General features: G+C 51.6%; 17 protein-coding genes. 10 read left to right on the top strand and 7 right to left on the bottom strand.

The features are described from left to right. Positions 1-39 precede the first annotated feature (39 nt). From AC5JMP_RS07720 to AC5JMP_RS07710, 3 genes are all read right to left on the bottom strand, one after another. Entirely contained in the window at positions 40-1,302 is a 1,263-nt protein-coding gene (locus AC5JMP_RS07720) for a dihydrolipoamide acetyltransferase family protein (RefSeq protein WP_495850864.1), read from the bottom strand. A gap of 4 nt (positions 1,303-1,306) precedes the next feature. Further along, positions 1,307-1,756 carry a YlqD family protein gene (locus AC5JMP_RS07715; RefSeq protein WP_495850863.1) on the bottom strand — a complete coding sequence of 150 codons (450 nt, stop codon included), beginning with the start codon at positions 1,754-1,756 and terminating at the stop codon, positions 1,307-1,309. Positions 1,757-1,966: 210 nt separating this feature from the next. Further along, entirely contained in the window at positions 1,967-3,919 is a 1,953-nt protein-coding gene (locus AC5JMP_RS07710; protein WP_495850862.1) for an AMP-dependent synthetase/ligase, read from the bottom strand. Between the two features lie 303 nt (positions 3,920-4,222). Here AC5JMP_RS07710 and AC5JMP_RS07705 point away from each other — a divergent pair, with 303 nt between their 5' ends. From AC5JMP_RS07705 to AC5JMP_RS07695, 3 genes are all read left to right on the top strand, one after another. Continuing rightward, on the top strand, positions 4,223-4,507 hold the full coding sequence (locus AC5JMP_RS07705; protein ID WP_495850861.1) for a DUF427 domain-containing protein: 285 nt from the start codon (positions 4,223-4,225) through the stop codon (positions 4,505-4,507). 613 nt (positions 4,508-5,120) lie between these two features. Further along, positions 5,121-5,729 (top strand): DUF3038 domain-containing protein, encoded by a 609-nt coding sequence (locus tag AC5JMP_RS07700; protein ID WP_495850860.1) that lies wholly within the window; start codon positions 5,121-5,123, stop codon positions 5,727-5,729. Further along, a complete protein-coding gene (locus tag AC5JMP_RS07695; protein ID WP_495850859.1) occupies positions 5,726-6,874 on the top strand; it encodes a DUF4335 domain-containing protein in 1,149 nt (382 codons plus the stop codon). Before AC5JMP_RS07700 ends, AC5JMP_RS07695 begins: the two co-directional genes overlap by 4 nt. Positions 6,875-6,922: 48 nt before the next feature. Here AC5JMP_RS07695 and AC5JMP_RS07690 read toward each other — a convergent pair whose 3' ends face one another. Then, a complete protein-coding gene (locus tag AC5JMP_RS07690) occupies positions 6,923-7,396 on the bottom strand; it encodes a hypothetical protein (protein ID WP_495850858.1) in 474 nt (157 codons plus the stop codon). Between the two features lie 290 nt (positions 7,397-7,686). Between AC5JMP_RS07690 and hetZ the strand changes: the two genes are divergently transcribed. The 3 genes from hetZ to AC5JMP_RS07675 all read left to right on the top strand — a co-directional run bounded on the left by hetZ (position 7,687) and on the right by AC5JMP_RS07675 (position 12,450). Then, positions 7,687-8,829: a heterocyst differentiation protein HetZ gene (gene hetZ, locus AC5JMP_RS07685; protein WP_495850886.1), complete on the top strand. Its 1,143-nt coding sequence runs from the start codon at positions 7,687-7,689 to the stop codon at positions 8,827-8,829. After that, entirely contained in the window at positions 8,822-9,853 is a 1,032-nt protein-coding gene (locus AC5JMP_RS07680; RefSeq protein ID WP_495850857.1) for a hypothetical protein, read from the top strand. The genes hetZ and AC5JMP_RS07680 overlap by 8 nt, the downstream gene beginning before the upstream one ends. A gap of 293 nt (positions 9,854-10,146) precedes the next feature. Next, complete coding sequence (locus AC5JMP_RS07675; RefSeq protein ID WP_495850856.1) at positions 10,147-12,450, top strand: transglutaminase TgpA family protein; 2,304 nt, start codon at positions 10,147-10,149, stop codon at positions 12,448-12,450. Between the two features lie 203 nt (positions 12,451-12,653). Here AC5JMP_RS07675 and AC5JMP_RS07670 read toward each other — a convergent pair whose 3' ends face one another. Together AC5JMP_RS07670 and AC5JMP_RS07665 are read right to left on the bottom strand one after the other, a co-directional pair. Beyond that, a complete protein-coding gene (locus tag AC5JMP_RS07670; protein WP_495850855.1) occupies positions 12,654-13,439 on the bottom strand; it encodes a peptidylprolyl isomerase in 786 nt (261 codons plus the stop codon). A gap of 51 nt (positions 13,440-13,490) precedes the next feature. After that, complete coding sequence (locus AC5JMP_RS07665) at positions 13,491-14,072, bottom strand: photosystem I assembly protein Ycf4 (protein ID WP_495850854.1); 582 nt, start codon at positions 14,070-14,072, stop codon at positions 13,491-13,493. Positions 14,073-14,518: 446 nt separating this feature from the next. Here AC5JMP_RS07665 and psbD point away from each other — a divergent pair, with 446 nt between their 5' ends. The 3 genes from psbD (at position 14,519) to AC5JMP_RS07650 (ending at position 17,515) form a co-directional block, all read left to right on the top strand. Next, positions 14,519-15,577 (top strand): photosystem II D2 protein (photosystem q(a) protein), encoded by a 1,059-nt coding sequence (psbD, locus tag AC5JMP_RS07660; RefSeq protein ID WP_495850853.1) that lies wholly within the window; start codon positions 14,519-14,521, stop codon positions 15,575-15,577. After that, positions 15,561-16,949, top strand: coding sequence for a photosystem II reaction center protein CP43 (psbC, locus tag AC5JMP_RS07655; RefSeq protein ID WP_495850852.1), 1,389 nt, complete (start codon positions 15,561-15,563; stop codon positions 16,947-16,949). The genes psbD and psbC overlap by 17 nt, the downstream gene beginning before the upstream one ends. A gap of 170 nt (positions 16,950-17,119) precedes the next feature. Next, the gene (locus AC5JMP_RS07650; protein WP_495850851.1) at positions 17,120-17,515 is read left to right on the top strand and encodes an STAS domain-containing protein; all 396 of its coding nucleotides are present in this window, start codon (positions 17,120-17,122) and stop codon (positions 17,513-17,515) included. A gap of 26 nt (positions 17,516-17,541) precedes the next feature. Here AC5JMP_RS07650 and ggt read toward each other — a convergent pair whose 3' ends face one another. Next, positions 17,542-19,086 carry a gamma-glutamyltransferase gene (gene ggt / locus AC5JMP_RS07645; RefSeq protein WP_495850850.1) on the bottom strand — a complete coding sequence of 515 codons (1,545 nt, stop codon included), beginning with the start codon at positions 19,084-19,086 and terminating at the stop codon, positions 17,542-17,544. A gap of 113 nt (positions 19,087-19,199) precedes the next feature. On the opposite strand from ggt, the gene AC5JMP_RS07640 reads away from it, so the two are divergent. Beyond that, on the top strand, positions 19,200-20,051 hold the full coding sequence (locus AC5JMP_RS07640; RefSeq protein WP_495850885.1) for a DUF1350 family protein: 852 nt from the start codon (positions 19,200-19,202) through the stop codon (positions 20,049-20,051). Positions 20,052-20,053: the final 2 nt, after the last annotated feature.

Genomic DNA, 20,053 nt, shown 5'->3' with positions numbered 1-20,053 from the left:
TACTTTGAGAGGAGTACAGCGCTCCTCTCAAAGTAAACGCTACAGCGTCAGCGATTGCGCATCCGTTTCAATCAGCTTAGCGAGATCGCGCAAGAAAGCCGCCGCATCCGCTCCATAAATCGTGCGGTGATCGCAGGTGAGGTTGACCTGCATTTGGCTGCGCAACCCCATCATGCCGTCAACGGCAACCACCTGTTGACGGGATGCACCCACTGCCAAAATCGCGCCTTGTCCGGGCGGCAAGATGGCATCAAAGCGATCGACCCCAAACATCCCCAGATTAGAAATCGTGAATCCACCCGTACTGTATTCCTCCGGCTGAAGCTGCTTAGATCGGGCGCGATCGACCAAATCTTTCCAGGCGCGAGACAGCGAGTAGAGATCCACCTGATCGGCATTTTGCAGCACAGGTGTAATCAAACCGCCATCGTCCATGGCTACGGCGATCGCCACGTTGATTGCACTCCGGTAATTAATCCCCTGCTCAGTGTAGAAGGCGTTAACTACTGGATGTTTTTGTAGGGTCAGCGCCACTGCCTTTGCCAGCAGTGCTGTCATGGTCACACCTTTGGGCTTTACCTGCTTATACAATTTGTCCAAACTATCAGTCGTAATGGTGTAGCCCACCCGGAAGACAGGCACCTGTAGACTGACCATCATGTTTCGCACCACGGCGTTTTGCAGCGTGTTCAGTGCTACCACTTGACCGGGCTGTGCCGGAGCGATCGCGGGAGCCACCTTCGGTACAGCAGCAGGAACCGCAACGGGTGGCGGGGCGATCGCAGGAGTTGCGACTGGAGGTGCTACAGGTGAACTCATGCCTGCCGTTTTTTCGATATCTTCGGCAACGATGCGCCCGTAAGGTCCGCTCCCCTTCAGCGTGCTGATGTCTACTTTTAGCTCTTTGGCTAGTTTACGGGCACGCGGTGAAGCAATCGTCCGACCATTTTGAGGGGGGGCAGGCTCGGCAACTGGAGCTGCTGCTACGGCAACGGGTGCTGAAACAGCAGGGGCAGAGGCAGCAGGGGCAGCAGCTTGCTGTTGAGCGATCTCGATCTCGGCTTCAGTTTCTGCAACGAGGGCGATCGCCGAGCCGACAGGTGCAGCTTCACCAGCCGGAACCAGAATCGTTGCCAGATACCCTTCATAAAATGACTCCACGTCCATATCTGCCTTATCAGATTCCACGATGACGACCGTTTCGCCTCGCTCAATCTTGTCTCCGGGCGATTTTACCCACGAGACAATTTTGCCTTCAGTCATAGTCGAACTGAGGGCAGGCATGAAGACTTCGTTAATCATATGGCTACAGGTCTCCGCGAATTTCTACGATTTCACCGTCTTTTAGTAAGATTTCTACCTGCATTTTGTTAACCAGGTTATCCCCAGTTTCAACCCGGAAGAAGCTCTCAATTTGTCCCTGATAAACTTCTTGATCCATTTCCAGAAGCTGAGCTTGCTGAAGCTGTTGCAAAGTCTGGTATCTTCTGTCTAAAATCTCGCTTTTCTTTTGATTGACCTGAGCTTCGATGTTGCCAATCTGTTGCGCCACCATAGGATTGATGGATTCATGCCCCTGCCGACGGACATCGGCGATCGCTCGCTGCCCCTGGGTATCCAATTGCTCAATCTGACCATCAATTTGGTTGATTTGGGCTTGAAGCTGCTGCTGCGTCTCCTCTTTCCAGCGAGGAGTGACGATCGCTTTCACATTAACGGCTCGTTTTAAGAGCAAATTAGATTTAGAGGCTTCCATGAACACGGTGGGGAAATTAAAGTGGGTTAAGAATGTTTATGCACTGCACTCAGCCGGACGAGCGCCTAGTCCATGCTAACCGCACACTGGGCACTTTACAGCGAAGAATTTGCAGCTTGAATGAGGGCACAGACGAGGTCAGTAATTTTGGAGGCTACGGGTCATCGTTCGTTGGGGACATATACCCTGCTTCCCGCGCCACGTTATGCCTTATGTAAACATCTCGTCAATCATACCGCGATACCGCTCTGTTACCACGACACGGCGAATCTTGAGGGTTTGAGTCAACATACCGTTTTCTAGCGTAAACGGTTCAGCCAGCAGCCGGAAGAGATTAACGCGATCGTCTGCCCGGTAGCCCGGACGGTTCTTCACTTCACGGGTTAGCTCCTGCCGATACAATTCCTGCACAGGCTTGCTGTCAAAGGTGATCGCACCATTGCTCTCGATCGCGTTGCCGAGCACTTCATCGGGCATACGCAGCGTCAGATTTTGAGAAACCGCCCACTGCTTCAGCGCTTCCCGATTAGGAACAATCAGCGCTCCCAGCGACTTTTGATCCTGCCCCACCAGCATGATCTGATCAATATAGGGACTGCGCAGACAGGCATTCTCAATCGGCTGTGGCTCAATGTTTTCACCATTGGTCAAGACGATTGTATCTTTGGCGCGTCCGGTAATAATCAAATCTTTGGCGGCAGTCACCATGCCCAGATCGCCAGAGTCAAACCAGCCTTGAGGATCGATCGCCTTCTGAGTCGCCACCGGATTGTTGAAGTAGCCCTGCATCACCTGAGAGCCGCGAATCAGCACTAGCCCTTGCTGACCGATCGCCAAAGGCTGGCGTGACTCCGGATCAACAATTTGGATTTCGACATCGCCAAAGGGCTGTCCATCGGCACCCCGTAAGTTGCGTGACGGTCGGCGGACGTTGGTAATCGGTGAGGTTTCAGTCAAGCCATAACCGCCCAAAAGCTGCACATCGACAATTTCAAAAAAGTCTTCCAGGTAGTCGGCGATCGATCCCCCGCCGCTAACCAGATACTTGATGGCGCCACCCATGCCTTCACGCACCTTCTGATACACCAGCTTTTTGCCCAAGAGATGAAACGGCAATAGCGCGGCGGACTGGAGACTGGCAAGCGATCGCTCCAAAGGCGATGGGTCGAGCTTCTTCAAATCCAGCCCTTGGGCAACACGACGCGCCTCAATATAGCGCTGGCTCTGCTGAAATAAGAAACCAATCAGCTTTTGCTTACTGGCAGGCTGTTCTCTAAACTGCTTCTGGATGCCGTCATAAATCGACTCCCAGAGGCGCGGCACGGCAACCATATAGTGCGGCTGATATTGTTTTAGATCGCTTTTGACATGACGAATATTGGTGTAGATCTGGGTGCAGCCGTAGGAAAAAACGATGTTCTCAAACGATCGCTCGTAGCTGTGCCAGATAGGTAAAATGCTAAGAACCCGCTCCCCAGGTTGGAGAATCAAAACCTCAGGGACAGCGATCACCTGCGCCAGCAGGTTGCCATGGCTCAGCATTACGCCCTTGGGCATCCCTGACGTGCCAGAGGTGTACATTAGCGTTGCCAGAGTATCGCGGGTTTGAGAGACAGGCTGAAGCGTCCTCCCTTTGCCTAACTCAAGCACCTCAGAGAACTTGAAAACTTTCAGTGACTCCTCCGCAGCCTCTTCTTCCGAGAGCAGCACCACGAATTGCAGCGGCAGATCTTCTAAACCCGATCGCAATTTTTTGAATGCCGCCAGATTCTCAATCACCAAGGCGATCGCCCCGCTATCTCGCAAAATAAACAGCAGCTCTTCGGTATCTGCCTGTGCGCTCCGCACCACGTCCACCGCACCCGATCGCATGATGCCCTGATCTGCAATCAGCCAGCGCGGACTGTTATCGGCAATCAGACCGATGCGAGGCGGAAGTGATTCAGACGGTGCCAGAATACTCAGCGCCTGTAAGCCTCCAGCAAACTGCTGAAACTGCTCATACAGTTCACCATAGGTAAACTTTACTTCTGGACTGGCATGGGGATCGTGAACCGCAGTCACCGAGGCAAAAGTCCGCGCGGCGATCGCCCACATCTCTGGTATGGATTGCACTGAGCTATAGTCGGGTAAAGTGCCAGAATGCGATGCGGATGGGTTCATTAAATCTCTCCTGCGGCGGCTGTATTGTGCGGCTGTGCGGCTATATTATGCAAGCGCTATATTGTGCAAGCTGTGGTGCGGTAAATCCTCTTTTGCACAGTTTGGCACTAGATTGAAGGATTGGAACAGAATGTTATAAAAAATTGGCAAAGCGGGAAGAGCACGAATCTTTTCAGGAACGATCGCTCTCTGTCTTTTCTAAGCTTCTTCGCCTACACCCTAAAATAAAGAATTGAGGAGACAGAATTTCATCTGTCTGCCTGTTAGATTCAGCTCGTCAGAAATAACCCGGAGAATTGATTTATGCCTAAGGCAGTTTGGAATGGCGCAGTGTTGGCCGAAAGCGATCAATGCGAAGTCGTGGAAAACAACTATTACTTTCCCCCTAGCGCCATCAAGTCTGAGTACTTTAAGCCCAGCAATACCCACACAACCTGTCCCTGGAAAGGTATTGCTAGCTATTACACGATCGCGGTAGATGGCAAAGAAAATGCAGATGCAGCCTGGTACTATCCTCAAGCCAAGGATGCAGCAAAAAATATTGAGAACTATGTTGCCTTCTGGCGTGGTGTCAAGGTCGAAGCTTAAACAATTCAGGCATGAAGTTTCTGATATGGCGTTACCTAATTGAGTTAGGGCGATCTAATTTTTGAGAGGCGCGCGCCTCTCAAAAATTAGATCCTTGGATCGAGGAGGATGTTTGAAAAGTGGTCGGCTGTGATTTTAGGCACCTGTTGATTCCCCCTCCCCCCTTAAAAGGGGGGAAATGAATTCAAAGTCCCCCTTTTTTCTAGCGCAGCGGCGCGATAGCGCGGGGACTGAGGGGGATCTGAAACGTTTCGCTACCCATAGTTGGACTTTTCAAACATCTAGGCGCGTAGCGCCATGAACATAAATAAATGGACATTATCTGAGTTTTTCAGAAACTTCACGCCTAGAGTATTTACTTCAGAGCGCCCAGTATGTCCACTATGTTCTGAGATAAATTATTTTGAGGTGAATTGCTCTGAGGTGAATTCGTTGGATTTTGGGCACACTAAAGACATTAAACCCGTCTCAGAATTAAGTATTAAGCCGCTGGCGTTGAGTGCAGACTCAACAAGTTGAGACTAAAGAAGTGCTAACATAAGGCGTTTGTCAAGCCTACGCTAGGCTTTAGTTCAGCAAAAGTTCACTTCCGTTGGTTTTCTCCATCAGGGAAATGCAAGTAATTATCAGCAGTCCGCCCCCACAGCAAATGGCAGTTTCTCTCGATTCGCTCCTCAACCCCAATGTGCCTGATGGAGTCTGTCCACGTCGCGTTCGGCAGCAAATTGATCTCGTTCTTTTGGCGATCGAAGCCCTAGACTTAGGCGGCTCTGAGGCTATTTTGTGGTCGTCTAAAGAGCTAGGATTGCAGGATATCATTAAAAACCGAGTGGTAGCTTGGAAGCTTCGAGCCACAAACCCAATGCGGCGCAATAGCCAGCGTCAGCCTTTGAGCTTGACTGAAGCAAAGGCGCTCGTCCTGATTATTTGCCATCTGGCAGAGCAGCTAGCAACGGTCGTCCGGCAGTTGCTTCTGGCCTACGAGCAGTTGACCGAAAAGCAGCTGAGTCTGGATCATTCGCCCCGGTTAGCCAATTACCTAGAGCGTTTTCGGGCACATTTTCGATCGCGCATGAACCCGAAGCGATCGACTGTCATGACTTACGATGACGAAAAGCTCAATCAGCTTGCGCTAAATTTGCTCAGCCAACTCCTGTTTTGCACGGGCACGGCGGGCACTCAGCGTCTTTGGAACAGCCTGTTTGATGGAGAAGTAGCATGAGCATTCAGCGTCAATACAGTCTGCCAAGCTGCAAGCTGATCTTGGAAGGGAAAAGCAGCGAAGGGCAAGATAGCTTCAGTCAGAATTTAGATAAGCAAGGTTTAGACCAGGAGGTTAGGTCGTTCGATCGCCCTCTAATCTCCGAAGTCGACACTATTGAGTGCTACTTTTCTGGATATGAAAAGCCCTTGAGAGGGGGCAGAGTTTTTCTTGAAAGTCTTGCCTCTACAGTCAGTACTTATGTTCAGGGATTCTTGAGCGGTATTCCTCATGGGGCTTATGTCGATCGCCAACACTCTCACAAGCTCGTTGAGCTAGAGCGGATTGATCAGAACCTGCATCGGCTAATGGTGCAGCCCCAAGTTGCAGATGGTGCTGCTCTAACCACCGCTCCCCAGCAGTTTGACCTAACGACCGTTCAGCTTTTTGACCTAGTCGAGGCAATCGATCGCTTTCATGCCGATGAGCAAACCCTACCCGACTTCAAGCTGAATCTAGCCCCCGTGCCCAAGCGCTATGTCATGGCTCAAGAGCCGATCGCCAAACGCGCTGCCGCTCCAGCTTTGGGCACTGCTGGGTTGGCGATCGCTGCCCTAGCGCTGTTTTTTATCCCGGCACCCCCAGTTCAGCGACCTGAGCCAGCAAGCGCCACCAGCTCGCAAACGGCTGTTTCCCCTTCTGTGTCTCCCAGCGCTGCCAGTCCGCCAAATCCTCCGCCCTCGCCTGCCGCTTCACCCGGTGCCGGAACCGCAGAAGAAGCGTCAGCGCTGCTGCTCACTACCGCTCCTGAAATCACTGACCCAGCCGAGCAAGAGCGCTTAAAAACGGTGCTGTATGAAAAAATTGATCCGGCATGGAAGATAACGCCCACTTTCCAAACTCCGTTGGAATACCAGGCTGGAGTTGCCGCGAACGGCGATCTGGTGGGCTACCAATTTCTCAACGATGAAGCGCTTCAATACAAGCAAGAGGTGCCGCTTTTAGACTTGCTGCGAATTCCAGCGGCGGCACCAAACGTAACTGGAGCAGAGAGTCAAGAAGCGATCGCTCGTTTCCGAGTTGTATTTAAGCCAGACGGCGTTTTGGAAGTCAGCCCCTGGTATGGGCAGCCTCCGACTGAACCTAGCCCTTCTCCATCGCCTTAACAAGCCATCTTGAATGAGGCAATGTCAGAAATTAGGCAATGTCAGAAATTAGGCAATGTCAGAGGGTAACCCAAAGGGCGATCGCTGGGTTTCCACGAGCTGATGGATGGAATCTTGAAGATTCTTCCGGGAGATTTCGGTTCCCGATTGAAGATTGTCTGATGTCTCAAAGAAAACAATGCTATCGAGCGGCTTGATTGCTAGCATTTGAAACAAGATGTGCGTAGCTGGCATAGGCAGCGCAATCACCTGCGGATCTTTCGGAACATGGGGACTAGCGGATACCGCCTTCAGGTTAGGAAACGCGTAAACCACGTTTTTGCTAAGCTCAGGCTGCGTCCGGTGAGTCAAGGTTGTCATCAGCCAGCCCTGTTCAGAAGTCTGAGGAATATAGTATTGAGGGTGCTGAAGCTGTTGAGCCAAGGCTTTAAGAATAGGGGCGATTTTCTCCACTTCTGCCGCAGTGACTCCATACTGCGGAGCCTGGTCAACCAGGATTTGAATTTGTTGATCGGTATCCATAATTTTGGAACCCGCTTGCGGGAATGCGGGAGTAGCCCGTGTAGAAGTAATCTGTCTTCATCAGTCTAGATCAGACTCTGTGGATGCATTTGTCTTGAACACCTGCATGTTTCAGAATGACTCTGTTTTAGGTCATATGAAGGCTGATGAGACAGAATAGGTGTTGGATATCACATAAGGGCGTGCAACTACCATCAGCGCTCGGATCGCCAACGGACAGGAAGGCGATCGCAGATGCGTGTGTTAGGTTGATAGCGGCAATTTACCATCGGGGGAGACTGGACGGAAGCGTGGAGGCAATTTTTCAGCTTTTGTTCAATGAGCTAAAACAGGCGGCCCGTGTCTCTGAGCAGGGGTCGAAAGATGTGGCGGCTCGAATTACAGAAGAAGTATCTCGTATTTGCACCGAGAGCAAGCGGATACAGGCATCTGGTGAGGTAGACACCTGGTCTACTGCTTTGGCAAGGCATCGATTGAAGCAATGCCTGAAGTACTACCAGCTTGGTTCTCATCGCGGACGAGTAGAGCTACACAGCACGCTAAGCGCTGTTGTGTATCGCTATATTACGCCGCCTCAAGTTCAGTCGAGCTATCAGGCGCGCCTGACGTTGATTGAAGACTTTTTGCAGGGCTTTTACATTGAGTCACTAAATGCGTTTCGGCGCGAGTGCCAGATGCCCGCTACCTATCGTCCTCGATCGCTGCTGGAGTTGGCAGAATACATGGCGTTTACCGAGCGATATGGCAAACGTCGGATTCCGTTACCGGGTCGCAGAAGCCAGCAGTTAATCATTCTGCGGGCGCAAACCTTCTCGCAGCAGCAGCCACCCGAAATGATGGTGGATATTGAGCAGGCGGTAGAAGGATATTCGGGCGACTCGGAGCATGGGCGCAGCAATGTGTCTATTCCGCAAGTTCGGGAGCAGATGATGGCGCAAGAGCCAGAACTGCCTGAAGATGCCCTGCGGCATACGGTGATTAGCGAACTGATGGACTATCTGGAGGAGCGAGAGCAAAAGGATTGCGCCGACTATTTCGCTTTGCGCCTCCAGGATTTGCCAGCCAATGAGATTGAGGCTATTCTGGGGCTAACGGCTCGGCAGCGAGATTATCTTCAGCAGCGGTTTAAGTATCACCTCATTCGATTTGCGTTGTCGAACCGATGGGAGTTGGTTCACCAATGGCTGGAGGCGGATCTGGAGCGCAATTTTGGTTTGACCCCGCAGCAATGGCAATCCTTTCAGTCAAAGCTGAATCCTACACAGTCAGAGCTACTGAAACTGCGGCAGAGAAACATGACGGATGCGGCGATCGCTCAGGCGATCGGCTGTACGCCCACCCAGCTTCAGAAACATTGGACAAAGCTACTTGAACAAGCTTGGGAAATTCGCAACAATTTAGTATCCGGAACAGGTGCATCGATCGATGAATAAAGATACAGAAGCCATAAATAACTTTTTGGCTTGGCTGTTGCAAGAACCAGACCCGGCAATTACAGCACCATCAGGGGAGATTTCCAGTCAAATGACTGGCTCGGATCAGTCCGGGGCAGTGGGTTTGCAAACACCGTATATTGATCCCCTCGATTCTGAGGAGACAGATGACCCATTGTCTGACTTCATGGAATCGGGTTCTCTTCCTTTTGAGGAAGTCTCGTTATTCAAACCGGGAGAAAACCCTGCTGTGCAAGACCGTTTTTATAGCTTGTTAAAACATCGGCTCCGTGCCGAAATTGAACAAAAGCCGCCTCGTTTCCCTTGGGAAACTGAGACTTGTGACTATGACTCTGAGCGATCGGAGCAAGCCGTACCCGATAAAGTTCCGCAATTTTGGGCGGCTCAACTGCAAAGCCTCAATTTGCCTGTGCCGATGTCAGATAGTCTGTTGACCCAGCTATTTGATCAGTGCCAGACCGTGATGCAACTGTCTTTGCGAGAGGGCGAAAAGTTGATTCAGGTCGTTAAGGATCTGTTTCCAGGACAGTCTGATACGCTCAATCAGCTTGCGGGCTTGGTGCTAGCATCTCCCAACCGGAGTGGGGCTGCTCAACCGCAAACTGGATTTCCTAGCCACTATGACCAGGCAACTCCTGCTCAGCAAATGGCACTGTCGCTTCTTGCAGCCCGCACCATTTTGGATGCAACGACCTTGCGGCTATCGGCGGCTCAGCCTCTAATAGATCGCCCCTGGCAAACGGCAGCAGGTCTTCTGCGACTGTCGGCAGAGTATCAGCCTCAAGAAAACCGCATCCGAGTTCAGGCGCATCTGCCCTGTCAAGGTAGACTGAGCTTCCGCAGCTCGCTCGCTGAGGCGATCGCCCAAACTGACTGCGCAGGTCAACTTGATGTGAGTCTATCTCATCTGGAACCCAACCAAAGTTATCTCTTGAGTGTTTGGCTAGAAACCGATCGACCCCCCATTGAGTTTGCGGTTTGCCCAGTGACAGAAGAAGTGTAGAGCATTATGAGGCTCCACATTGGCTGCTTGCCTCATGTTTAGATAGATAAGGAATGTTGTTGAGGTAGGTCACAACTTCGCGCCGTGCAGCGAACCATCAGAGAATTCTACCGAGCTGAAGGCTCTACCTACCCAGAGTCCTTCAATTATTAAATCTACAGGATTGTTGATCTGTAGAGGTTTACGTAAATCTACCTGCCGTTTCGATCGATCGTCTGGTTAGCATAGGGTCTGATACTGATTTTTCAAGATTGCCCCGTCTTGATGTCCTGTTCGACCCTACTGCTACCTTTATGTCCAGACGTTTAGCAGGGAATCGCCCTTCATCTACTCAACTATCCAGTGCGTCTCTGCGGACTGGGTTAAATCCTACTGCGAAACTGTTTCAGCGATTGCGACAGCGGCTTACGCAATCGCCTCAGCCACTGCCAGAGGACTCGATTCCCTTGAGGGTCTTGGTGCAAGGCTTAGTGACTGTAGGCATTATTGCCACCGATGTGGCAGCGGCTGACAGCATTGATTTTCAGGGTATTAGCCTCTGGGCAGTGCCGCTTAGCTTTGTCGGTGCAGCTTGGAGCGGATACCGCCGCCGTAACCGCAATATTCCAGTTAAGTTTTGTATTGCGATCGCTATGTTACTGGCTCTGGCGTTCTTTTTCGTGCGCCTCTGGACAGAGCGAAACGACACACGCCTTGCCTTAGCTACGTTACTGATTCACCTACAGGTTCTCCATAGCTTTGATTTGCCGCGCCGTAAGGATCTCGGCTATTCAGCAGTAATTGGGCTGATTTTGTTAGGGGTTGCCGCTACCTTAAGCCAAACTTTGGCTTTTGCACCGCTGCTGCTCTTGTTTTTGGCGATCGCCCTTCCGGCTCTGGTTCTAGACTATCGCTCTCGACTGGGCTTAGCATCTCCCAGCGTTAAGAACGGCAGTTTTGACTTGTCTCCCAAGCGATTGGGGGCAGTTTTGCTGAGCGTCGTGGGGTTAGGGTTGGCAATATTCATGCTGCTCCCCCGAATGCCAGGATATCAGCTGCGATCGTTTCCTGTCAGCAGCCCTATTCAGGTGGGCGAGCAATTTAACAGTAGCACCATTGTCAATCCAGGCTATGTGCAAGAAGGCAAGCAGGGTACGGGCACAGGCACCGGAAATGAGCAAACAGGTGCAGGCAAGGTAGACGATGAGTTCTACTACGGATTTAACAGCAAAATCAATCAAAACCTGCGGGGCGTAATGAAACCCAAAGTGGTGATGCGCGTGCGATCGCAGTCTCCCGGATTTTGGCGCGTCCTGGCATTCGATCGCTACACAGGTCAAGGCTGGGAAATTTCTCGGAACGCAGAAGACCAGATTCAAACCCTTCAGCGTCCAGACTGGTCATTTCGCTTTTATCTGCCTGATGCTGTGACCCTGAACAAAACCCGCGAGGTGATTCAGTCGTACACTATTGTTGCCAATCTACCCAACCTGATTCCAGCCCTCTTTGAAGCCAAAGAGCTATACTTCCCGACCCAAAAGGCAGCGATCGATGCAGAAGGCGGCTTGCGATCGCCCGTGCCCCTGTCAGAAGGGCTAACTTACACCGTTGTTTCCAACGTGCCCTACCGCGATCGAACGTTGCTACGTAAATCCTCGACAGCCTACCCGCCCTACATTCGTGACTATTACCTGTCGTCTGAAAACATTTTGCCGCGCATCCGCCAAAAAACTGAAGAGCTGATAGCAACTTCCCCCAAAGCTCTGACAACTCCCTCAGAAACGGCACTATATCTGGCGCAAGCCCTCAAGCAGCGGTATCGACTGCGCCAAGATTTGCCCTTCTTCTCGCCAGACGAAGACCTGGTTGAGGCATTCCTATTCAAATATGAAGGTGGCTACCCCGATCATTTTGCCACTGCTCTTACCGTCATGCTGCGTTCGATCGGCATTCCTGCCCGCCTAGTTATGGGCTTTGCGCCCGGTGAGTTCAACCCCTTCACGGGCTACTACCAGGTGAAAAATACCGATGCCTACGCCTTGGCTGAAGTTTACTTTCACAAGTACGGCTGGTTCGCCTTCGATGCCATACCGGGTCACGATCTCATCCCTCCCTCAATCGAAGAATCCCAAACTTTCGGAGTCCTCAAGCAGTTCTGGAGCTGGGTCGCCAGCTGGCTACCCTCGCCGCTGACCGGGGCATTCAATCAAATTTTTGAGCTGCTCGGCAGAGCGATCGCTACTCTACTTTCCCTCTTTACCCAAGGCTGGGTCGGCATCCTCACAGGCTTAGGTATCCTCACAGGAATCAGCTTTCTCAGCTGGCTTACTTGGAGTGGGTGGCAAACCTGGCGCTATCGGTACTGGCTAGCCAAACTGCCCCCCATGGAATCCCTCTACCAGCAAATGCTGCACAAGCTTGCCACCCAAGGCTTCCGCAAACCACCCTACCTCACGCCCCTAGAGTACGCCCAAGAACACAGCGATCGCCACCCTCCTGAACTGGCAAGAGCGATCGCCGAAATTTCCCAAGCCTACGTCACCTGGCGCTACAGCGGAGTCTCACCCAACATTCCACACCTTAAACAACGCCTCAAAAAAATGAGGTTCAAACTGTAGGTCGAAACCCAGCTTAAACCTCACCCAATAAAACCCCGATCTTCCACCCCGATGCGAAGCGACTCATCCAACCCATAGACAAAATTACGCGGAGGGTGTGTGGGGGACGTGCTTCTTCCCCAGCAGGGGGTTTGGGGGAACCCCCCAAGGCTGTTGGATTTTCAGCAGCGCCTTTTCTTCAACCTTCCCCTGACTTCCAACCCCTAGCTACTCGCTCGCAAATTTTCCAACCCCGCCGTCACCTTAGCCGAAGTAATCCGATCGCCCTGCTGGATCTGCTGCACAGCTTCCATCCCCGAAGTTACATAACCAAACACCGCATAATTGCCATCCAAAAAATTCAGATCTGCCAACGCAATGTAAAACTGTGCCGAAGCCGAATCCGGTGGATTCGATCGCGCCATTGCCACCGCCCCAGTTGTATGCCGCAGCTTAGGCGGCTGAGTCACCTGAGCTTCCTCCAGCGTTTTGCTATAAATCGGCTGACTCGCTCCATTCGGCTCAATTTCTAACGGCACATAGCGAGGCAACCCCGTCTTCGGTTCAACAAAGCTGCCTGTACCCAGCCGATCGACCGGGAAGCTTGGATCTTTGCTCTGCGGGTCGCCCCCCTGGGCCACAAACGGCTGCGGCTCACGAACCACACGATGAAACGCTAACCCGTCATACACGCCCCGATTCACCAAATCCACAAAATTTCCAGCCGTAATGGGCGCACTAGCTCCATCGACTTTAATAACGATCGGTGTGCCCTTGACTGTCATCTCAACCGTTGCTTCTCCCTCCAGATGAGGTAAACTCTTGAACTGACTGCTCAAGTCTGCCGGAAGAGAGGAAGATGCAGAAACAGAGGTAGGCACAGCAACACCAGTTGAGCTGCCGGAACCCGTGGCGGTCTCATTAGAGGTGGAACTCGCCGTACAGGATGCTAAAAAAAGAACGCTCACTAAAAACAACGGCGTGAGCCAACGATAAAGTTTTGTCTGCATTTTTCTCATACTCGGTTTTTCGCACAGATTTTTGTAGAGTAAGCGTCCAGATTAAAGCCCTTCCAGCGGCACACCCAGAAACCTTGCTAGCTCAGCTCCCCGATTCTCTAGATCTGAAAGAGACATCGGCTGCCCAACTCGCGTCAAAGGAACCTCGCCCCTCCCCTTGATTTTGAGGTAAAGCGATCGCTTAGGATTCAACCCCTCCTTCAGCGCTACTCGAATCGACTGAAGATCCTCTAGTGGATAGCTCAGCTCAATTTTACGGTCTGAACCTGGAAAGCCCCAGCGAAACACAGTTGCCTTTCCAGTGTTCTTATCAAACTCGTTATAGCCGCCCCCAATATCCCAAGCCATGATTAGCCATAAGTAAAGCCCTAGTGTCAGACCTGCCACGCCATAGAATCCCATGGCAATACCCTGTGGGATAAAGATGAGCTGCGTTGGGTCAGCAAACGGCAGAAGATTAATTCTGAAGTAGCTCGACAAACCAGCAAGCAAAAACCCTGCTCCGCCCAACGTCGAAACTGCCGCCCATAGAAAATTGCTGAAGCGTCGAGAGCCAAGCACCTGCTGGCGTAAAACGAGATTGCTCTCTGGTCTGGATAAGTCGGAAGCGATCGGTGCAGCCATGAATCAAAAGTTAGAAGTGAATAGAGGTTGGATCGAGGCGCGTTTAAATAACTTGCTTGGACAACTTGCCCGGATGACTTAACAAGATCCTATCAATCCTCAGCGCTTCACAACCAAAAGTAGGTAAATCAGTAAAAATTCAGAATTTACTGAGTACATATACTTATTAGGAAGCGCAGTAGTCAGAAGATTTCTGAGAACGTTGCGTATCAGATTGTAAAATTTTTCAGATATCTCTATTATATAGAAACGTTAAATCTCTCTCAGTTAAGAGCCTAGTGCTTTACGCTCAGGTTTTTTCTGACTGAGGAGGTATGGTAATCTCCATATCCGCTAGCGTCTTGTTCGCAGATCCGGTTCCATCTCTAGGCTAAGCTTTCCGGCTCCGCTGGAGAAAAACTTACTCAGCGATTAAGGATGCACTGTCATAATTAAGAGGTTTTGAAATGACCATAGCAATGGGGCGATCGCAAGCCCAGCGAGGATGGTTTGATGTCCTCGATGACTGGCTGAAGCGCGATCGATTCGTATTTGTCGGGTGGTCAGGTCTGCTGCTGTTCCCTTGTGCATTCATGGCACTGGGCGGCTGGATGACTGGCACCACGTTCGTCTCCTCCTGGTACACCCACGGCATCGCCTCCTCCTACCTGGAAGGCTGCAACTTTCTGACCGCAGCAGTTTCTACTCCTGCTAACTCCCTAGGACACTCGCTGCTGTTTTTGTGGGGTCCCGAAGCTCAGTGGGACTTCACCCGCTGGTGCCAACTCGGCGGACTGTGGGCGTTTGTTGCCCTGCACGGTGCTTTTGGACTGATTGGCTTCATGCTGCGTCAGTTTGAAGTGGCTCGACTCGTCGGCATCCGTCCCTACAACGCGCTGGCGTTCTCTGGACCGATCGCCGTCTTCGTTTCAGTGTTCTTGATTTACCCCTTGGGGCAGTCAGGCTGGTTCTTTGCCCCTAGCTTTGGAGTAGCGGCGATTTTCCGCTTTATCCTGTTCATCCAGGGCTTCCACAACTTCACGCTCAACCCCTTCCACATGATGGGTGTTGCAGGCATCTTGGGTGGAGCCTTGCTTTGTGCCATTCACGGTGCAACGGTGGAGAACACGCTGTACGAAGATGGGGACAAAGCGAACACCTTCCGCGCCTTCAACCCGACTCAGTCTGAAGAAACCTACTCGATGGTGACGGCAAACCGATTCTGGTCGCAGATTTTCGGCATTGCCTTCTCCAACAAGCGGTGGCTGCATTTCTTCATGCTGTTTGTGCCTGTCACAGGGTTGTGGATGGCGAGCATTGGGATTGTGGGCTTGGCGCTGAACCTGCGGGCATATGACTTTGTGTCTCAGGAGCTACGTGCGGCTGAAGACCCAGAGTTTGAGACGTTCTACACCAAGAACATTTTGTTGAACGAGGGCATCCGCGCTTGGATGGCACCTCAAGACCAGATTCACGAAAAATTTGTATTCCCCGAAGAGGTATTGCCACGTGGTAACGCTCTCTAATAATGGCTCGATGGTAGCGGGAAACCGCGACCAGGAATCCTCTGGATTTGCCTGGTGGTCGGGTAACGCGCGTTTGATTAATTTGTCTGGTAAGCTGCTGGGCGCCCATGTGGCTCATGCAGGTCTGATTGTGTTCTGGGCGGGTGCGATGACCTTGTTCGAGGTTTCTCACTTTGTCCCTGAGAAGCCTATGTATGAGCAGGGCTTGATTCTACTGCCTCACCTGGCAACGTTAGGTTGGGGTGTGGGTCCTGGTGGTGAAGTGATCAATACCTTCCCCTACTTTGTGGTAGGTGTATTGCACCTGATTTCTTCTGCGGTTCTGGGATTTGGTGGAATCTATCATGCCATCCGGGGTCCTGAAACTCTGGAGGAGTACTCTTCGTTCTTTGGCTACGACTGGAAAGATAAGAACCAGATGACTAACATCATCGGGTATCACCTGATCCTGCTGGGTGTAGGGGCTTTCTTGCTGGTCTTTAAGGCGATGTTCTTTGGCGGCGTTTATGACACTTGGGCACCAGGTGGTGGTGATGTTCGCGTCATCAACAACCCCACGCTCAATCCCATTGTTATCTTTGGCTACATCCTCAAATCTCCCTTTGGTGGAGAAGGCTGGATTGTCAGCGTCAATAGCATGGAAGACATCATTGGCGGTCACATCTGGGTAGGGTTTATCTGCATCGCAGGCGGCGTTTGGCACATTTTGACCAAGCCTTTTGGTTGGGTGCGCCGAGCTTTCATCTGGTCAGGTGAAGCTTACCTCTCCTACAGCTTGGGTGCATTATCCCTGATGGGATTCATCGCCTCTTGCATGGTTTGGTATAATAACACGGCGTATCCTAGCGAATTTTATGGTCCTACAGGTCCTGAGGCGTCCCAAGCTCAAGCTTTGACCTTCTTGATCCGTGACCAGCGCTTGGGTGCAAACGTTGGTTCTGCTCAAGGTCCTACAGGTCTGGGCAAATACCTCATGCGATCGCCCTCTGGCGAAATCATCTTCGGTGGTGAAACCATGCGTTTCTGGGACTTCCAAGGTCCTTGGCTGGAGCCACTACGCGGACCTAATGGTCTGGATCTAGACAAGATCAAGAATGATATTCAGCCTTGGCAAGCTCGCCGTGCGGCTGAGTACATGACCCATGCACCTTTGGGTTCTTTGAACTCTGTGGGTGGCGTAGCGACCGAGATCAACTCGGTGAACTTCGTGTCTCCTCGTGCGTGGCTGTCGACCTCTCACTTTGTGTTAGGCTTCTTCTTCTTGATTGGTCACTTGTGGCACGCAGGTCGCGCTCGTGCGGCGGCGGCTGGTTTTGAGAAGGGAATCGATCGCGAGAGCGAACCCGTATTGGCTATGCCAGATCTGGACTAACTTTAGTCAAGTTTGGCTTTAGTCAAGTTTGGCGCAAGCGTTTTGAAATCAGAAAGCTCCTGCACAAGTGCAGGAGCTTTTTTTGTCGGGAAATCCAGGAGAACATAGCTTGTGTAAATGGCTCAAGTCCGTAAATTTGCTCCCGTCAATTGCCCAAAGGATTTTCTACAATGAGCCATTACATCTATCTTTCTCCCTTTCGTCAGTCCAAACGGGCAATGAACAATACATCCCCAAAAGCATCCCATCCTACATTTCAACCGACTCGTATTTTGAGCGTTGCGAGTTCTGCATCATTGCTGAACTGGGTTAACCAGCGGATCGAAGCAGGCGATCGCATCCTCATTATCGACTTTTGCCAGGTCATGTTTATGGATAGCACTGGATTAGGAACATTGGTGACTGCACTCAAAATTGTGCAGAGAGCAGAGGGCAGACTGATACTTTGTAGCCTTTGGGGACAGGCTCGCATGATGCTCGACATGGCAGGGATGGAATCTGTTTTTGAGATTTATGATGGCCCCGTTGAATTTGAAAACAGCCTATCCAGTCTCAAGTCAAATTAGCCGTCATGCCGCTGGGATTTTCCTGTTTAAATCATGCCGAACACGCCACCCCGACGGCGATCGCCTGCCCCATCTAGTTCTCCGGCGGCGCTACGCGTCACGGCATGAACGCCACCAAAGAACATATTTTGCTGTGCCCACAGCTCCACCTGTTCATCAAAAGGAAAAGTCATGCGATCGGATGCTGGATTTCCCAACCCTGGCTCAATGTTAAACATCCCGGCCTCCCAGTGAATGCGGGAGCTATTGACGGCATCTTCTACCGTCATGCCAAAATCTATCAGGTTAGAGACGACCTGCAAAATGGCGGTTCTGATGCGATTTGAGCCGCCAGAACCCAAAACAACTTCGGGTTGGCGATCGCGCAAAATGATTGTGGGAGCCATCATAGAGGAAATCCTGACATCTTCCTGCCACTGATGAAAGCCATTAGGGTGTAGATCAGCTTCTCCCAGCATATTGTTCGTCATGACTCCTGTGCCCGGAATGATGTAAGAGGAGCCTTCACCATTAGTTGTCGTGACGCTAGCGGCATTCCCCTCACTGTCGATCGCGCTCACATGGGTTGTGCTGCCCCACTTGTTAAGGGTATTGAGCGATCGGACGTAGGGTTCTAAGTGCGCCGCATCCAGAAATCTCGCCGCTACATCTGGCTGATAGAGGCGATCGTCATAGCCATCCTTCCGCGCCAAATTGCTAATCTGCATGACCTTTGCCAGCGATCGCACATGCTCAACTGATCCAAACGGTATTTTTGCCAGATCAAGGCTTTCCAACAGCCCTAGAGCAAAGGCAATCAGCGCTCCTCCAGAGCTAGGCGGCGGATTGGTGAGCATCGTGTTACCGCGATATTGGGTGATGAGAGGCTGCCGCTCAATCACCTGATACTGGTCTAAATCAGCCTGAGTTAGGTAGCCCCCCTGCTCCTGGCAATTTTGGACTAGCTGCCGCCCGATGTCACCTTGATAAAATTCCCTGGCTCCTGCCTGCGCCAGGTACTCCAGCGTGTTTGCTAAGTCTGGTATTTTCAGGATCATGCCAGCCGTCAGCAAGGCTCCATCTTTTGTAAAGATCTGCCGAGTGGACGGATTGGCCGTCAGAATCGGCGTCAAAAGCTGAAAGCAATACTCCTGAAACGCAGTTACCTCCACACCCGATCGCCCATAGTGAATCGCAGGCTCCATCACCACGTTCATCGGCAGTTTCCCTAAACGCTGATGCACCTGAAATAGACCGCCGATCGCCCCAGGCACCGCGATCGAACCTAACCCAATATGAAACTCCTGCGTGACGCTGCCAAAGTTCACTTCAACGGGACGGAAATCAACAGAGGCTAGGTCGCGCTTCTGACGAGGCGTTTGGGTAAAGAAATCGAACAAGATATTTTCGTCATTTTGCGTGTGTGCCAGCAGAAAGCCGCCGCCCGCTGGAGAAGTCAGCGTTGGCTCCACCACAAACGATGCCATCACTGCCGCCACCACTGCATCAAACACATTGCCGCCTAAACGAAACATTTCAAGTCCGGCTTCTGCTGTTTTAGGATGACCAGCCGCGATCGCACCGTGGGGCATAGGGAAAAAGAGGGTGGAGAGTAGGAAGTGGATAAGAGCGGGAGAGAGCCGATTCAGCGTTTAGGATGAAAGTAGCGCAATTTGAATGGATGCCAGTTTAGATGAGTGTAAGTATGGAATGGCGGGAAGTTTACGGCAATTGGGTGATGGTTCCAGCTCGACCGAAAGCCATTATCCACTTTTTGGGAGGAGCTTTTGTGGCAACGGCTCCACAAGTCACCTATCGCAGCTTGCTGGAGCATTTTGCCCATCAGGGTTACGCCATTGTGGCTACGCCGTTTGTCAATACGCTCGATCATACCGCGATCGCTCAGCGGGTCTATCGTTTGTCTAATCTGGCGCTAGAGCATCTGCAAGATGAGATGACGCGATCGCTTCCCATCTACGGCATGGGGCACAGTATGGGCTGCAAGCTGCATCTGCTGATTGGCAGCCTGTTTGCCGTTGAACGAGCTGGAAATATCCTGATCTCGTTCAATAACTATCCGGCAAAGCGATCGATTCCTCTGCTGGAGCAGGTTTCGCAGTTTTCCAACTATACAGCTCAGTTTGCTGCTCAGTTTGCCTCCCAGCTCGCGGCGCAGTTAGGCAACTCATCGCAATTTGCTGTGCCCGCTTTTGATGTAGAGTTTACGCCCTCTCCCGAAGAGACTAACGATCTGATTGCCAAAAAATACCAAGTGCGCCGCAACCTGCTGATTAAGTTCACGCAAGATGATATTGACCAGACGCGATCGCTTAGCGAAGCCCTAGACTATCGCTTTCCAGAGATGACCAGCATCAAAATTCTCAAGGGCACTCACATCACGCCGTTGGGGCAAGAGGTAAGCTGGAAGGCCGGTGCAGAGTTTTCTCCCTTTGATGCGATCGGGCAATTTATGAAGCAAGAGGTTTCACGGGACATGACTCAGCTCAAGCAAACGATGCTGATGTGGCTGGAGCCATTGCGGATGGGACGAGGATAGAG

Source organism: Drouetiella sp., assembly GCF_059504425.1.
The sequence above is the reverse complement of the archived record's forward strand: the minus strand, read 5'-3'. Positions and strand labels throughout refer to the sequence as shown.

Bases quoted from the DNA above. Each gene is read 5' to 3' on its own strand.
- AC5JMP_RS07720 (WP_495850864.1), bottom strand. From the start codon at position 1,302: ATGATTAACGAAGTCTTCATGCCTGCCCTCAGTTCGACTATGACTGAA.
- AC5JMP_RS07715 (WP_495850863.1), bottom strand. From the start codon at position 1,756: ATGGAAGCCTCTAAATCTAATTTGCTCTTAAAACGAGCCGTTAATGTG.
- AC5JMP_RS07710 (WP_495850862.1), bottom strand. From the start codon at position 3,919: ATGAACCCATCCGCATCGCATTCTGGCACTTTACCCGACTATAGCTCA.
- AC5JMP_RS07705 (WP_495850861.1), top strand. From the start codon at position 4,223: ATGCCTAAGGCAGTTTGGAATGGCGCAGTGTTGGCCGAAAGCGATCAA.
- AC5JMP_RS07700 (WP_495850860.1), top strand. From the start codon at position 5,121: ATGCAAGTAATTATCAGCAGTCCGCCCCCACAGCAAATGGCAGTTTCT.
- AC5JMP_RS07695 (WP_495850859.1), top strand. From the start codon at position 5,726: ATGAGCATTCAGCGTCAATACAGTCTGCCAAGCTGCAAGCTGATCTTG.
- AC5JMP_RS07690 (WP_495850858.1), bottom strand. From the start codon at position 7,396: ATGGATACCGATCAACAAATTCAAATCCTGGTTGACCAGGCTCCGCAG.
- AC5JMP_RS07680 (WP_495850857.1), top strand. From the start codon at position 8,822: ATGAATAAAGATACAGAAGCCATAAATAACTTTTTGGCTTGGCTGTTG.
- AC5JMP_RS07675 (WP_495850856.1), top strand. From the start codon at position 10,147: ATGTCCAGACGTTTAGCAGGGAATCGCCCTTCATCTACTCAACTATCC.
- AC5JMP_RS07670 (WP_495850855.1), bottom strand. From the start codon at position 13,439: ATGCAGACAAAACTTTATCGTTGGCTCACGCCGTTGTTTTTAGTGAGC.
- AC5JMP_RS07665 (WP_495850854.1), bottom strand. From the start codon at position 14,072: ATGGCTGCACCGATCGCTTCCGACTTATCCAGACCAGAGAGCAATCTC.
- psbD (WP_495850853.1), top strand. From the start codon at position 14,519: ATGACCATAGCAATGGGGCGATCGCAAGCCCAGCGAGGATGGTTTGAT.
- AC5JMP_RS07650 (WP_495850851.1), top strand. From the start codon at position 17,120: ATGAGCCATTACATCTATCTTTCTCCCTTTCGTCAGTCCAAACGGGCA.
- ggt (WP_495850850.1), bottom strand. From the start codon at position 19,086: ATGCCCCACGGTGCGATCGCGGCTGGTCATCCTAAAACAGCAGAAGCC.
- AC5JMP_RS07640 (WP_495850885.1), top strand. From the start codon at position 19,200: ATGGAATGGCGGGAAGTTTACGGCAATTGGGTGATGGTTCCAGCTCGA.